General features: G+C 67.0%; 15 protein-coding genes. 10 read left to right on the top strand and 5 right to left on the bottom strand.

What is annotated here, in order from left to right; genetic code table 11:
- The first annotated feature begins 208 nt into the window (after positions 1-208).
- On the top strand, positions 209-1,591 hold the full coding sequence (locus tag QZ332_RS03035; protein ID WP_295762170.1) for a S1C family serine protease: 1,383 nt from the start codon (positions 209-211) through the stop codon (positions 1,589-1,591).
- A 281-nt stretch (positions 1,592-1,872) separates the two neighbouring features.
- Here the strand turns inward: QZ332_RS03035 and QZ332_RS03030 are convergent, their stop codons facing one another.
- The 3 genes from QZ332_RS03030 to QZ332_RS03020 are packed head-to-tail and all read right to left on the bottom strand — an operon-like array spanning position 1,873 to position 3,822.
- A complete protein-coding gene (locus QZ332_RS03030) occupies positions 1,873-2,502 on the bottom strand; it encodes a pentapeptide repeat-containing protein (protein WP_295762167.1) in 630 nt (209 codons plus the stop codon).
- A 57-nt stretch (positions 2,503-2,559) separates the two neighbouring features.
- Complete coding sequence (locus QZ332_RS03025) at positions 2,560-3,198, bottom strand: HAD family phosphatase (RefSeq protein ID WP_295762164.1); 639 nt, start codon at positions 3,196-3,198, stop codon at positions 2,560-2,562.
- Between the two features lie 3 nt (positions 3,199-3,201).
- Positions 3,202-3,822: a DNA-3-methyladenine glycosylase gene (locus QZ332_RS03020; protein WP_295762161.1), complete on the bottom strand. Its 621-nt coding sequence runs from the start codon at positions 3,820-3,822 to the stop codon at positions 3,202-3,204.
- Between the two features lie 93 nt (positions 3,823-3,915).
- Between QZ332_RS03020 and QZ332_RS03015 the strand changes: the two genes are divergently transcribed.
- The 3 genes from QZ332_RS03015 (at position 3,916) to QZ332_RS03005 (ending at position 6,362) form a co-directional block, all read left to right on the top strand.
- Positions 3,916-4,833: a DMT family transporter gene (locus tag QZ332_RS03015; protein WP_295762158.1), complete on the top strand. Its 918-nt coding sequence runs from the start codon at positions 3,916-3,918 to the stop codon at positions 4,831-4,833.
- Positions 4,834-4,971: 138 nt separating this feature from the next.
- Positions 4,972-5,691: a WecB/TagA/CpsF family glycosyltransferase gene (locus QZ332_RS03010; protein WP_295762155.1), complete on the top strand. Its 720-nt coding sequence runs from the start codon at positions 4,972-4,974 to the stop codon at positions 5,689-5,691.
- Positions 5,688-6,362: a thymidylate kinase gene (locus tag QZ332_RS03005; protein WP_295762152.1), complete on the top strand. Its 675-nt coding sequence runs from the start codon at positions 5,688-5,690 to the stop codon at positions 6,360-6,362. The genes QZ332_RS03010 and QZ332_RS03005 overlap by 4 nt, the downstream gene beginning before the upstream one ends.
- A gap of 240 nt (positions 6,363-6,602) precedes the next feature.
- On the opposite strand, the gene QZ332_RS03000 is transcribed toward QZ332_RS03005, so the two are convergent.
- Positions 6,603-6,836, bottom strand: a complete 234-nt coding sequence (locus tag QZ332_RS03000) for a hypothetical protein (RefSeq protein WP_295762150.1) — start codon at positions 6,834-6,836, stop codon at positions 6,603-6,605.
- 173 nt (positions 6,837-7,009) lie between these two features.
- On the opposite strand from QZ332_RS03000, the gene mltG reads away from it, so the two are divergent.
- From mltG to QZ332_RS02985, 3 genes are read left to right on the top strand one after another with little or no spacing between them, the layout of a single operon-like run.
- On the top strand, positions 7,010-8,176 hold the full coding sequence (gene mltG / locus QZ332_RS02995; RefSeq protein WP_295762147.1) for an endolytic transglycosylase MltG: 1,167 nt from the start codon (positions 7,010-7,012) through the stop codon (positions 8,174-8,176).
- Entirely contained in the window at positions 8,166-9,383 is a 1,218-nt protein-coding gene (locus tag QZ332_RS02990) for a U32 family peptidase (protein ID WP_295762144.1), read from the top strand. Before mltG ends, QZ332_RS02990 begins: the two co-directional genes overlap by 11 nt.
- Positions 9,384-9,421: 38 nt before the next feature.
- Positions 9,422-10,819 (top strand): NAD(P)/FAD-dependent oxidoreductase, encoded by a 1,398-nt coding sequence (locus QZ332_RS02985; RefSeq protein WP_295762141.1) that lies wholly within the window; start codon positions 9,422-9,424, stop codon positions 10,817-10,819.
- A 91-nt stretch (positions 10,820-10,910) separates the two neighbouring features.
- Here QZ332_RS02985 and QZ332_RS02980 read toward each other — a convergent pair whose 3' ends face one another.
- Complete coding sequence (locus QZ332_RS02980) at positions 10,911-11,078, bottom strand: hypothetical protein (RefSeq protein ID WP_295762138.1); 168 nt, start codon at positions 11,076-11,078, stop codon at positions 10,911-10,913.
- 216 nt (positions 11,079-11,294) lie between these two features.
- Here QZ332_RS02980 and QZ332_RS02975 point away from each other — a divergent pair, with 216 nt between their 5' ends.
- The 3 genes from QZ332_RS02975 to QZ332_RS02965 all read left to right on the top strand — a co-directional run bounded on the left by QZ332_RS02975 (position 11,295) and on the right by QZ332_RS02965 (position 14,198).
- On the top strand, positions 11,295-11,645 hold the full coding sequence (locus QZ332_RS02975) for a hypothetical protein (RefSeq protein ID WP_295762135.1): 351 nt from the start codon (positions 11,295-11,297) through the stop codon (positions 11,643-11,645).
- Positions 11,646-12,014: 369 nt separating this feature from the next.
- Positions 12,015-13,568, top strand: a complete 1,554-nt coding sequence (locus QZ332_RS02970) for an NAD(P)H-hydrate dehydratase (RefSeq protein ID WP_295762133.1) — start codon at positions 12,015-12,017, stop codon at positions 13,566-13,568.
- A gap of 18 nt (positions 13,569-13,586) precedes the next feature.
- The gene (locus tag QZ332_RS02965) at positions 13,587-14,198 is read left to right on the top strand and encodes a hypothetical protein (protein WP_295762130.1); all 612 of its coding nucleotides are present in this window, start codon (positions 13,587-13,589) and stop codon (positions 14,196-14,198) included.
- Positions 14,199-14,425: the final 227 nt, after the last annotated feature.

Raw genomic sequence — 14,425 nt, 5'->3', positions numbered from 1 at the left:
CCGGGGAAGCAAGACCCTCATCGTTCAAAGATCCTTCAAACTTCTTTCAGCGATTTTTAAGTTCTCCCGTCTATACTATGACGATAGAGCCGGGGCGATGCGGAATTTAAAGATCGGACGATCCCAGTTCATACATTCGACACAGATCCCTGTTATCTTAGCTTCTAAGAAAAGGAAGAACGGGATACATAATAAGGAGGAAGTCATTATGTATAACGACGAGAGGAACCTGTACCACTACACCTACCGCAAGGACGGCGCGGAGCCCACGTTCGGCGAGACGCTCCACCCCTCCGGCGGACCGCAGTCCGGCCCCCAGGGGCCTGTCCAGGAGATGAAGAGAGTGAAGAAAGACCGCCTCGGCCTGAAGTTCGCCGCCCTGGCCCTGAGCTGCGCGCTGCTTGGCGGCGCGGCGGGGGGAGGGGCCGTGTGGGCCGCCTCCCGTTACGGCGGGGGGAACGAGAGCCAGATCGATGTCTCCAGCCGCCCCGTCACCCAGGTGGCCCTCCACAGCGTGGACGGCCAGACGGTCATGAGCGACGCCGAGGTCTACGCCGCCAACGTCAACAGCGTGGTGTCCATCCGCACGTCGGCCACCGCCGGATACAACTTCTTCGGCCAGCCGGTGCAGTCGGCCTCTGCGGGATCCGGCTTCGTGCTGAGCAAGGATGGGTATATCCTCACCAACTACCATGTGGTGAAGGGCGCGGAGACCGTGACGGTCACCATGTACAACGGGGACGAGTACAACGCGACCTACATCGGCGGGGAGGAGGACTATGACATCGCCGTCATCAAGGTGGAGGCCGCGGACCTCCAGTCCGTCACCCTGGGCGACAGCACGACCCTGAACGTGGGCGACCACGTCCTGGCCATCGGCAACCCCCTGGGCGAGCTGACCTTCTCCATGACCGGCGGCATGGTCTCCTGCGTGGACCGGCCCATCAATGTGGACGGCACGCCCTTCAACATGATCCAGACGGATACCTCCATCAATCCCGGCAACTCCGGCGGCCCCCTCTTCAACCAGTTCGGCGAGGTGGTGGGCATCGTCTCCGCCAAGTACTCGCAGTCCTCCAACGGCACCGCGGTGGAGGGCCTGGGCTTCGCCATCCCCATGAACGACGTGTTCTCCATGGTGAAGGACATCATGACCAACGGCTATGTGACCGACCGGGCCTGGCTGGGCATCACCCCCCAGACCCTGACGGAGAACGGCGCGGCCATGTACCGCTATGACGTCAAGGCCGGCGTGTTCGTCTGCTCCGTGGAGCCCGGCAGCGCCGCCGAGGAGGCGGGGCTGAAGATGGGCGATGTCATCACCAAGGTGGACGACGCGCAGATCCGGACCGTGGAGGATCTGAACCTGGCGAAAAAGAAGTACTCCGCCGGGGACGCCGCCAAGCTGGAGGTCTACCGTCCCGACGGCACCGTCACCCTGGATCTGACCTGGGGCGCGGCGCCCAAGGAGGAGCAGGGCCAGCAGCAGGTCCAGCAGGGCCAGGGGGATCAGAACAACGGGAACTATTACAGCGGCGGCGGGAACGGCGGCTACGATCCGTTCGATATGTTCCGGTACTTCTTCGGCTGAGATTCTGTATCCACGGCCGGGGGATGCCGGATGGACGGGGGATCCCCCGCCGGACGGCGCCCGGCGTCCGCGGATACCGATCTTGAGTGGCACGCCCTCTCGTTTCCCGGCGGCGGTCTCGCGGCGAACGCTGCGGCAGGGCAAAAAACCGCCGATGCGGCGGGCGGCGAGAGGTGTATATAGATGGAACAGGGCGGGGAGACCCGCCGGAATGGCAAAATGCCATGATAGACGCAAACTGCGGGAGGGCCAGTGTCCTGGCCCTCCCGCGTCGTGTCCGCTCACCCCTCCACCTCGATCCCCAAGATCCGGGCCACCACCGCCGCCTGGGAGGCGTGGATCTTCGCGCCCTTGAGCTCCTGGCAGGAGGCGGAGAGGGAGATCCCGTCCAGGGTGCAGCCGGAGAGGTCCGCCCCCTTGAGCACGGCCCGGAAGAGGTCCGCGCCGGTGAAGTCGGTCTTATGCAGGGTGGTCTTCACCACCTTCAGCTCCTGGCAGGCGCTCTCCGCCAGGTCGCAGTCCGACAGGGCGCAGCGCTCCCAGAGCGCGCCGTTGAGGTTGGCGTACCGCAGGCGGAGGCGGTCCAGCCTGCAGTCCTTGAAGCGGCCCTTCCGGAGATCGGCGCCCTCGGCCTTGCAGCCCGTGAGGGCGGAGCCCTTCCAGAAGCTCCGGGCCAGGCGGCAGGAGAGGAAGGCGCAGTCCTGGAAGACGCAGTCGTAAAAGGCGGCGGCGCGGAAGTCGCACGTCAGGAACCGGCAGCCCAGGAACCGCACCTGCCGGAAGGTGAGGTCCGAGGCGTCCATCCCCTCCGCCGTCTCCCGGCGGAAGCTTTGCCGGGAAAGCGTGCCGTCCTCCCCGCGGGCGGTCATGACGGCGGCGGTCAAAGGGCCCGCGCCCATCCTCTCCTCCATCCCCGGTCCTCCCCTCCGCCGCCCCGGCCCGCCGGAGCGCGGGCGGGCGCGCTCCGCCTACTTCCCTTTCGAGAGGAGCAGCTCCTCGAAGCTCTTGATATATACGTCGCAGTAGTCCCGCATCTCGGCCTCGTCGTGGGCGAACAGCGCGTCATAGACGCCCACCACCCGCATCCTCGCGGCCCTGGCCCCCTGGCAGGCGGCGAGGCTGTCGTCGAAGACGGTGCAGTCCTCGGGCCGTACCCCGGCGGCCTTGGCGGCGGCCAGCCAGACGTCCGGCCTGCGCTTCTCCAGCCCCAGCTCCTGGGCGAAGGTGATCCGCTCGAAATACTTCTCCAGGTCCAGCGCCTCCAGGGCCATGTGGCAGTGCTCCGGCACGCTGGAGGTCACCACGGCCATCCGCCGCCCCTCGGACCGGCACTGCCGCAGATAGGCCCGGACGCCGGGCTTCACCGGCACGTGGGCATAGGCCCCCTGGGCCAGCTCCATCCACTCGGCGACGATGGACTCGCAGGACTCGGTGAGCTGGCAGAACGCTTTGGTGAACACCGCCGCCTGGGGCAGGGGGACGTGGGCCACGCCCTCATAATAGGCGTGGGTATAGCGCAGGCCCCGGCGGGTCAGGAACTCCCGGTCCACCTTCTTCCAAACGCCGTTGGAATCGGTGAGCACGCCGTCCATATCGAACAGGAACATCGTTCACTCCTCCTTCACCAGGCGGAAGCGCCAGGGGAAGTCCCTGGCCTCCTCCGCGTAGTCCACGCCGATCCGGGGACCGGCGGCGATCCTCTCTCCCGCCGGGACGGGGGAGGGCGGGAGCCCCGCGTCCTCCAGCGAGCCGCAGATGAACAGGGTGTCCCCGGTCAGGTCCAGCCCGTCCTGCTCCCGGGTCAGGGCCAGGGCCCGGCAGACCTTGCCGGGGCCGTTGAGGAAGTTTTTCCGCCGGTAGGGCGTCATGGGCTCGTCCCCGTAGCGGAGGCGGGCCATGGTCTCTATGCCCGCCGCGGGCTCCAGCCCCCGGAGGAGCACGGCGGCGGGCTCGCCCTCCGGTTCCGTGACGAAGTTCAGGCAGTGGTACATGCCGTAGATGAGGTAGATATAGGCCGTGCCCGGCGGGGCGAAGAGGGTCCGCGTCCGGGCAGTGCGGCGGTAGCCGTAGGCGTGACAGGCCTTGTCACAGCGGCCGATGTAGCCCTCGGTCTCCACGATGCGCCCCGCCAGCGTCTCGCCGTCCAGGCGGCGGATCAGATACTTGCCCAGCAGGGCCCGGGCGGCGTCCAGCGTGTCCTGGGCATAGAAATCCCGGGAAAGCCTTGCCATTTCCTCACCTCGGTGTTAAAATACGGATTTGTGCGGCCTGGGATGCCAGGCCGGTGTCCAGTATATCACGAATGGGAACATGGAGCAAGAGGAATGAAAACGAACAAGATCCGTCAAAACGTCCTGCCGCTGATCACGGCCATGATCTGGGGCACCGCCTTCGTCGCCCAGAGCGTGGGGGCGGAGTATATGGGCCCCTTCACCTTCAACGCCGCCCGGGCGGCCATCGCCTTCGTCTTTTTGCTGGGCCTGTGCGGAGCGCGCCGGGCCTGCCGGAGGCGGAGCGGGGAGGCGGCGGCCCCCGCCGCCTCCCGGCGGGATCTGGCAGTGGGGGGCCTGGCCTGCGGCACGGCGCTGGCGGTGGCCAGCTGCTTCCAGCAAAAGGGCCTGGAGACCACCACCTCCGGCAAGGCCGGGTTCATCACGGCGCTGTACATCGTCCTGGTGCCCCTGGCCGGGCTGCTGCTGGGGAAGAAGGCCCCCCGGGCCGTGTGGCTGGGCGTCGTCCTGGCGGTGGCGGGGCTGTACTGCCTGTGCGTCAACGAGGAGTTCTCCGTCACCGGCGGGGACCTGTATGTCCTGGCCTGCGCCTTCTGCTTCGCCGTGCAGATCATGGCGGTGGACCATTTCACCGACCGGGTGGACGGCGTGGCCCTGTCCTGCGCCCAGTTCCTGGTCATGACGGCCATCTGCACCCTGGGGGCGCTGACGGAGACGCCGCCGAGCCTGGCCCTGCTGGGCCGGTGGCTGGGGCCGGTGCTGTATGTGGGCGTGTTCTCCAGCGGTGTTGCCTACACCCTCCAGATCCTGGCCCAGAAGGGGTCGGATCCCACGGTGGTGTCCCTGCTGATGAGCATGGAGTCCGTCTTCGCCACCATCGCCGGGGCGCTGATCCTGGGGGACCGGATGACGGGGCGGGAGTACCTGGGCTGCGCGCTGATGCTGGCGGCGGTGATCCTGGCCCAGCTGCCCATCCCGCTGCGCCGGGAGGCCGGGGCGGCCCGGCCCTGAGACGGGGATTTTTGATGGACAAGCATGGTATCCTATGCTATAATGACCGTAAAATGGCAGGGATATGCTCAGGGCCCGCATCCGCGGGCCCTGGGAGCAGGCCCCTGCCTGTGGATCTGTTGGAAATGAGGTGGCCGCGTGCGTGTGGATGTGCTGGGCGTCGGCTTTGACGATTTGACGATGGAAGAGGCCGTGGAGCGGGGCATGGAGCTCCTCCACAGCCCCGGCGCCCACTATGTGGTGACGCCGAACCCGGAGATCGTGGAGGTCTGCCGGGAGGATCTGGCGGCCCGGCAGGCGGTGAACGCCGCGGACCTGGTGCTGGCCGACGGCATCGGCGTGGTGAAGGGCGCCCAGATGATGGGCACGCCGCTGAAGGGCCGGGTGCCCGGCATCGAGTTCGCCGCCGGGCTGATGGAGCGGATGGCGGCGGAGGGCCTGTCCCTCTACCTCCTGGGGGCCAAGCCCGGCGTGGCGGAGGCCGCGGGGGTGGCCCTGGCGGAGAGATACCCCGGGCTGAGGATCGCGGGGACCCGCGACGGCTATTTCCGGGAGGACGCCCCGGTCGTCGAGGCGATCCGGGACAGCGGCGCGGACTGCGTCTTCGTCTGCCTGGGGGCCCCGAAGCAGGAGCGCTGGATGGCGAAGCACGGCGCGCGGACCGGAGCGCACCTCCTCTGCGGCCTGGGCGGGAGCCTGGACGTGTTCGCCGGCGTGGTGGAGCGCGCCCCGAAGTTTTGGTGCGACCATGATCTGGAGTGGTTCTACCGGCTGTGCAGGGATCCCCGCCGGCTGGGACGGATGATGAAGCTCCCGCTGTTCCTGGTCCACGTGCGGAAGGAGAAGAGACGAAGATGAGAGGCAGGCTGATCGTGCTGGAGGGCACCGACGGCTCCGGCAAGGCCACCCAGGCCAAGCTGCTGCTGCGGAGCCTGGAGGATCGGGGCGTCCCCTGCCGGGAGATCGACTTCCCCCGGTACGGCAGTCCCTTCGCCGAGCCGGCGGCCCGGTATCTCCGGGGGGCCCTGGGGGACCAGCCGGGCGACGTGAACGCCTACGCCGCGTCCACCATGTTCGCCGTGGACCGCTATGCCTCCTATAAAGAGGACTGGGGCGGGTTTTACGAGTCCGGCGGCGTGGTGGTGGCGGACCGCTATACGACGTCCAACGCCGTCCATCAGGCGTCGAAGCTCCCCGAGGGGGAGCGGCGGGCCTATCTGGACTGGCTCTTCGATCTGGAGTACGGGCGCCTGGGCCTGCCGGAGCCGGATCTGGTGCTCTATCTGGATATGCCCTCCGAGGCGGCGGGCCGGCTGATGCGCCAGCGGGAGCAGGAGACCGATACCCGGGCCGACATCCATGAGCGGGACGGGGCGTATCTCCGCCGCTGCCGGGAGAGCGCCCGGCAGATCGCGGAGGACCTGGGCTGGGTCATCGTGGACTGCGCCGCGGCGGACGGCTCTCCCCGTCCGCCGGAGGACATCCACCGGGAGGCCGCCGCCGCCGTGCGGGAGTGCCTGTCCCGCTGAACGGCGGCAGAGACGGGACGCGGAGCGTCCTGCCCCAGGCTGTCAAAAAGTCTTTTTGACAGCCTGGGGGAGGTCTCAGGACCCTTCGAAGTCCCGAGACCTCCCCGATCCGAATGGCGCGGGAGACCCTTCCTGGGTCTCCCGCACACACCCGTCCTTCCCGTTGGAGAAGATCCCCTGTTTCCCGACAGGCAGAGACGGGACGCGGAGCGTCCCGTCCTATGGAGTCCTGCGGAGCTCTCAGCAGCAGGCGTCGCTGCAGCCGCAGTTGTTGTTGCACCCGCAGCTGCACCCGCAGTTGCAGCCGCAGCCGCAGTTGTTCCCACAGCCGCAGCCGCAGCCACAGCCGCAGTTGTTCCCGCAGCCCCAGTTGCCGCCGCCCCAGCTGCTGCCGCCGCAGCCGCAGCAGCAGAACAGGATGATGATGAGGACGATCCACAGGCAGCCATTGTCATTTCCGTTGTTGAAGCACATATTCAGTCACCTTTCTTTGGACCTTGGTCCGCCGGGGACGGCGTCAGGTCCTTGGATTTGAGATATCCTATGCTCCCGGCCGCCGCCGGGAGCCTGACCCCTTGAAAAACGCCCCGTCCTTTTTTCGGGGGCCCTTTCCATGGGGAGCGCCGACGCGCGAGGAGGTTTTCGACATGGCCGATTTCAACAAGAGCGACACCGCCAGCTGGGACGCCGGGCAGGTCCGCCGGGAGCAGCCCTCCCGTCCCCCCCAGCGCAGACGCCGCCGGAGGCGGCGGCGGATGAACCCCTTCCTGTTCATCCTGCTGCACCTGATCTTCGTGGCGCTGGCCTCGGCGCTGCTGGGCTGTGCGGGGTGGCTGCTGTTCAGCGACTTCTGCTCCTTCAACCGCTCCAGCTCTCCCACGGTGGAGACGATCGTGGAGGTGTCGGCGGAGGACACCGTGGATACCGTCGCCGACAAGCTGAAGCAGGCGGGGCTCATCGAGTACACCTGGTTCTTCAAGCTCTACGCCAACGTCACCGGCGCGGAGGAGAAGATCGGCATGGGCTCCCACGCCCTGAACACCGACATGGATTACCATGCCCTGGTGCTGGGGATGCGGAGCGCCGCCGGGAGCATGACCGAGGACACCGTCCGGGTCACCATCCCGGAGGGTTACACCGTGGCCCAGACCATCGCCCTGCTGGCCAAGAACGGCGTCAACACCGAGGCGGCGCTGACCGCGGCCGCGCAGACCGCCGATTTCGACTACAGCTTCATCGACAACGAGTCCGAGGACATCAGCCGCCTGGAGGGCTACCTCTTCCCGGACACCTATGACTTCTATGTGGGCGAGAAGCCCGAGAACGCCCTGGGCCGGCTCCTCCGGAACTTCAACAGCAAGATCGACGACGAGCTGCTGGAGGCCCAGGAGGCCAAGGGCCACGACCTGCGGGCGGTGATCACCGTGGCCTCCCTGATCGAGCGGGAGACCGACGGCAGCGACCACAGCCGGATCGCCTCCGTCATCTACAACCGCCTGGACGGCCCCGGCGACAAGGCGGGCACCAACGGCCTGCTCCAGGTGGACGCCTCCCTGCTCTACGGCCTGCCGGGCCATGAGGGGGCCATCACCCAGGAGGACCTCCAGACGGATACGCCGTATAACCTCTACCTCCACGCCGGACTGCCCCCCACGCCCATCGCCAACCCCGGCCTGGACGCCATCGAGGCGGCCCTGGAGCCGGAGGAGACGAACTACTATTATTACGCCCTGGGCACGGACGGGAGCCACCACTTCTTCGAGACCTATCAGGAGCACGCGGCCTTCGTGGCCGGGAGCGGATATGGCGGGTGAGCGGCCGGAGCTGCTGGCCCCGGCGGGGGATCCGGAGCGCCTGCGCATGGCGGTGCTCTACGGGGCGGACGCCGTGTACCTGGCGGGGACGGACTTCGGGATGCGGGCCTTCGCGGGGAATTTCTCCCCCGAGGGCCTGCGCCAGGCCGTGGAGTTCGCCCACAGCCATGGCGTCCGGGTCCACTGCACCGTCAACACCATGCCCCGCAACGACGAGATGGACCGCCTCCCCGCCCATCTGGAGCTGCTGGAGGACGCCGGGGTGGACGCGGCAATCCTGGCGGACCTGGGGGCCTTCCGCCTGGCGGAGCGGTACGCCCCCCACGTCCGGCGCCACGTCTCCACCCAGGCCGGGGTCACGAACTACGAGACCGCCCGGGCCTGGCACGAGGCGGGGGCCGGCCGGGTCATCCTGGCCCGGGAGCTGAGCCTGGAGGAGATCCGGACCATCCGGGACAAGACGCCGCCGTCTTTGGAGCTGGAGGCGTTCGTCCACGGGGCCATGTGCGTCAGCTACTCGGGGCGGTGCCTGCTGAGCAATTACATGACGGGCCGGGACTCCAGCCGGGGGGCCTGCGCCCAGCCCTGCCGCTACCGCTACGCCCTGATGGAGGAGAAGCGCCCCGGCGAGTTCTTCCCCATCGAGGAGGACGGCCGGGGGGCCTACATCCTGAACTCCAGGGACATGTGCATGATCGACCATCTGGAGGACCTGCTCTTCCTGGACAGCCTGAAGATCGAGGGGCGGGCCAAGTCGGCCTATTACGCCGCCGTCGTCACCGCCGCCTACCGCCACGGACTGGACGCCGCGGCGGCGGGGGAGGCCCTGGACCCCGTCTGGCGGGACGAGGTGGAGCGCGTCAGCCACCGGCCCTATTCCACCGGGTTCTTCTACGGCCAGCCGGGCCAGTATCACGACGACGCCCGCTATGTCCGGGAGTGGCAGGTGGCCGCCGTGGTGACGGACTGCGGCGGCGATGGGGACGCGGTGCTGTCCCTGCGGAACAAGTTTTGCACCGGGGACGAGGTGGAGCTGGTGGGGCCGGGGGTCCGGCCCTTCGCCATGACGGTCCCCGAGATGACGGACGCGGACGGCCTGCCGCTGTTCGAGCCGAGGACGCCGCAGAGCGTCTTCCATATGAGACTGCCCCGGCAGGTGCCGCCCTGGACCATCGTCCGCCGGGCGGTGAGCCTGTCCGGGAGATGAGCCCCCGGCGTGGGGGACGACGAAAAGGAGGAGCCGTTATGAACGCGGACGTCGTGATCGTGGGCGCGGGCCCCGCCGGGATCTTCACCGCCCTGGAGCTGCTGAGACGGGGCAGCCGGCAGAAGATCGTCATGGTGGAGAAGGGCCGGAGCATCGAGGAGCGCCGCTGCCCCAAGAGCCGGACGAACAAGTGCGTGAGCTGCAAGCCCTATTGCCACATCACCACCGGCTTCTCCGGCGCGGGGGCCTTCTCCGACGGGAAGCTGTCTTTGAGCTGTGAGGTGGGGGGCGACCTGCCCACCCTGATCGGCCCGGACCTGGCCCAGGAGACGATCCGCTACGCCGACCGGATCTACCTGGATTTCGGCGCGGACACCCACATCGAGGGCCTGGAGCACGAGGAGGAGCGCAAGGAGATCCGCAAGCGGGCCATCCAGGCGGGGCTGAAGCTGGTGGACTGCCCCATCCGCCACATGGGCACGGAGAAGGCCCATGACATCTACCTGGGCATCGAGCGCCACCTCCAGGAAAACGGCGTGGAGATCCTCTTCGGCCACGAGTGCCGGAACCTGATCTTGGAGAGCGACGTGTGCAGGGGCGTGACCGTCTCCGACGGGCGGCAGGACTTCGAGATCTCCGCCAGGCACACGGTGGTCGCCACGGGCCGCCGGGGGGCGGACTGGCTGGAGAAGCTCTGCGCGGAGCACAGCATCGCCCACGCGCCCGGCACCGTGGACATCGGCGTCCGGGTGGAGGTGCGCAACGAGGTCATGGAGATGGTGAACCGGGTGCTCTACGAGTCCAAGCTGGTGGGCTGGCCCCGGCCCTTCAAGAACAAGGTGCGGACCTTCTGCCAGAACCCCGGCGGCTTCGTCAGCCAGGAGAACTATGACAACGACCTGGCCGTGGTCAACGGGCATTCCTATAAAGAGCACAAGAGCGACAATACGAACCTCTCCATCCTCTGCTCCCACAATTTCAGCGTCCCCTTCAACCAGCCCATCGCCTACGCCCAGAAGGTGGGCGAGCTGACGAACATGCTGGCCAACGGCCAGATCCTGGTCCAGCGGTTCGGCGACATCTTAGACGGCAAGCGGACGTGGCAGAAGGAGCTGGCCCAGTCCAACCTCCGGCCCACCCTGCCGGACGCGGTGGCGGGGGACATCACCGCCGCCATGCCCTACCGGGCCATGGTGAACATCATCAACTTCATCCAGGCCATGGACCACGTGGTCCCCGGCTTCGCCTCCTATGAGACGCTGCTGTACTCCCCGGAGCTGAAGTTCTACTCCAACCGGGTGAAGATGGACACGGACTTCAACACCAGCCTGCAGGGGCTGCACTGCCTGGGGGACTCCTCCGGGTGGACGAGAGGGCTGATGATGTCCTCGGCCATGGGCGTGCTCATGGGGCGGAAGCTGGCGGAGGAGGGCTGAGGGCCCCGGATATCGAAAGGAGGAGGGCTGAGGGCCCCGGATATCGAAAGGAGGAGGGCGAAAGCCCTCCTCCTGTTCCATATTTTGGGGGTCACACGTCCTCGGCCTCAGGATAAGGGCCGTCCGTGCCTTCGCCAAGTGCGGGATCTGTCCGGTCCTCTTTCAAACAGCTCTCGATCATGGAGACGACCACGTTATTGAAGCTGGTCTTGTTCTCCGTGGCGATCTTCTCCAATCGCTCGGCGACCGCACATTTCAAGTATAAGGTCTTATAAACGGTCGGCTCCTTATTTTTAGTGGATTTGAGTCCAAAGTCCATATGTCCACCCCGGTCTTCATTATGTTCCTAATTCACCATATCCTAATTTACCATATCATTTATGAGAATGATAAATGAGAAAAACAAATGAGAAAATTCTGGTATCTGTTATATCCTCAAGATGTATGGTACAGTCAAGGACAGGAGGTGCATAGTATGAGGATCACCCAGGAGGAACTCGAAAAGATGATGCGGGACGAATACCTGGACGCCAAGGAACGTCTGCTCATCTGGACCGAGGCGGTGAAAGAAGAGCTCCAGGACGAGAGGGAGACCCGCGAGGGGATCTATGCCATGATGTTCTGGTCGCAGACGGAGCTCCACCGCCGCCGGGCCTATCTGGACATGGCGGTGCCGGACGCCGAGATCGAAGGCGCCCGTGTGCTGCGGGACCTGACGGACCGGAGAGGAGAAGAGGAGGAGCGGAGGAAGGAAGCGAAGCGGGAAAAAGAAGCGGAGCTGAAACGGTGGGCGGCACGGAAGATAAAGGAGCGGAGGCACGATTGAGCCGGCGCTCCTCAAGAGTGCCGAAAAAGGAGTGGAGGCTCCATCGGCGGGAAGGAGGAACGCAGCGGGAGGGACCCGGGAGGGTCCCTCCCGGAGTGTCGAAAAAGTAGGGAAGACTTCCTCGACGGGAAGGAGGAGAGTTACGAGAGGGACCCAGGAGGGGTCCCTTTCGTTTTTGATAAATAAGTTTTCAGGACTTTCAAGAAAGTCCTGAAAACTTGCCCAGCCTGTCGAAAAAGACTTTTTCGACAGGCTGGGAGGGCCTCTCCCGCCGTCTCTTTTTTTATCCGCCGGCCGTCTTTCCCGATTGCGCTCCCGGCAAAAAAATGCTATGATCGAAGGGAGATCGACATGCGGGAGGTACTACCTATGAAACTTGCGACGTCCGCCCAGATGCGGGAGCTGGACCGGAAAGCCATCGAGGAGCGTCATGTCCCCTCCATCGACCTGATGGAGCGGGCGGCGGCGGAGACCGCCCAGGCGGCGCTGGATCTCCTGCCGGACAAGCCGGGCAGATGCCGGGCGGCGGTCTTCTGCGGCGCGGGGAACAACGGCGGGGACGGCATCGGCGCGGCGCGCCTGCTGTTCCTGATGGGGGTGAAGGTCCGGGCCTTCCTGGTGGGGGAGTACGACCGCCTCACCCCCGACGCCATGGAGGAGACGGGCCGCCTCAGCGAGTGCGGCGTGGAGCTAGAGGCGTTCGACCCCGGGGACAAGGCCCAGGCCGCCTGGGCCAGGGGCAGTCACGTCATCATCGACGCCCTCTTCGGCGTGGGCCTCTCCCGGGAGATCGACCCGGCGTCCAAATTCGCCGCGGCCATCGATCTGATGAACGGGTGCAGGGGAGCGGTCGTCGCCGCGGATATCGCCAGCGGCGTGGAGGCGGACACGGGCCGGGTGCTGGGCCGGGCGGTGCGGGCGGACCGGACCGTCACCTTCACCCTGAAAAAGATCGGCCAGGCCGTGGGAGAGGGGGCCCTGCTCTCCGGGGACGTGGCCGTCCGGGACATCGGCGTCCCCGGCGGGCTGGTCCGGGAGACGGTCTGCCCCGTCCAGACGGTGGAGGCGGACTTCGCCGCCGCGGCCCTGCCGCCCCGGGAGCCCGGCGGGCACAAGGGGGACTTCGGCAGGGTGCTGGTGGTCGGCGGGGCCGTGGGCTATACCGGCGCGCCGTACCTGACGGCCTCGGCGGCGGTGCGGTCCGGCTGCGGGCTGGTGTACCTGGGCGTCCCGGACAGCATCTGGGAGATCGAGACGGTCCGCTGCGTCAGCGCCATGCCCTTCCCCCTGGCCGGCGAGTGGAGCGGGAAGCTGGGGCGGAAGGCCCTCACAGCGCTGCTGGGGAAGCTGGAGGGCTGTGACGTCCTGGCCATCGGCCCCGGCCTGGGCCGGGACGAGGACACGGCGAAGCTGGTGCGGGAGGTCCTGGCGAAGACGGAGAAGCCCGTGGTGCTGGACGCGGACGGCATAAACGCGCTGGAGGGACATATAGATATCTTGGACCAGCGCCGGGGACGGACCACCATCCTCACGCCCCACGACGGGGAGTTCGCCCGGCTGGGGGATCTGACGGGGGACCGGGTGGGCACGGCCCGGGCCTTCGCCCAGGCCCATGGCTGCATCCTGGTGCTGAAGGGCCACCGGACCGTCACCGCCGGGCCGGCGGGCAACGTGCTGGTGAACACCACCGGGAACTCCGGCCTTGCCAAGGGCGGCAGCGGCGATGTGCTGACGGGGCTCACCGCCTCCCTGCTGGCCCAGGGGGCCGCGCCCATGCTGGCGGCGGCGGGGGCCGTGTGGATCCATGGCCGGGCCGGGGATCTGGCGGCGGAGGCACTGACGGAGTACTGCGTCACGCCGGAGGACGTCGTCGGGGCCTTCCCCAGGGTGTTCGCGGAGCTTTTGAAGCGGAAGGAGAATTGAAATAGAGGAGGTTTTCCGGTGCGCCATTGGAAGTGCGTACCAATGATGACCCTGCTGCTGTTGCTGCTGGCGGCCTGCGGCGGCGGGGGAGAGGAGGAGGCGGGGACCGCGGACCTGCGGGACCGCTACCACGACATGACGGGCTGCGTCATGGAGGCCGGCGTCTCCTGCGGCCAGGAGGGCCTGGCCTGGGAGGCGGAGCTCCGGTGCGAGTATGTCCCCGGCGGGGAGAGCGTCGTGGAGGTGCTGTCCCCGGAGATGATAGCGGGGGTCCGGGCCGTGCTCAGCGAGCCGGAGTGGCGGCTGGAGTACCAGGGGGACAGCCTGAACGCCGGGACCCTCAGCGACGAGGAGATCAGCCCCGCCGCCTGCCTGCCCCGGCTCATGAGCGCCCTGCGGGACGGCTGGCTCCTGGAAGAGGGGGAGGAGACGTGGGACGAGGTCCCCTGCCTGCGCATCACGGTGGACCAGACCGGGGTGAAGGACGGGAAGATCCTCTCCACCATCTGGCTCCGCCGGGACGACGGGACCCCGCTCCGGGGGGAGATCGCCGTGGACGGGGAGACCATTTTGACAGCGGACTTTACGAGCTTCGAGTTTTATGATACAATGTCCGAGGACGGCGCTTGACGCTTGACACGGCCCCGCCGGGCCCCGCATAAGATGACGTGGGGCGAGGACGCCGGGATCTGACCCTCTCCGCGGATGAAGATCGTTTGCGGGAAGAGGCGTATAAATTCCGAAACTGCGTGGGAGAATGAAAGTGGCCTCACCGAGAAGGGACAGATCCCCTTCCCGATGGCGGGTACTTCTTTCGGCGGAGTGTGAACTTTGTGGATACGAGTGTCAAGCGTGGC

The sequence above is a fragment of the uncultured Oscillibacter sp. genome (assembly GCF_910584465.1).
Lineage (GTDB): Bacteria > Bacillota > Clostridia > Oscillospirales > Oscillospiraceae > Oscillibacter.
The sequence above is the reverse complement of the archived record's forward strand: the minus strand, read 5'-3'. Positions and strand labels throughout refer to the sequence as shown.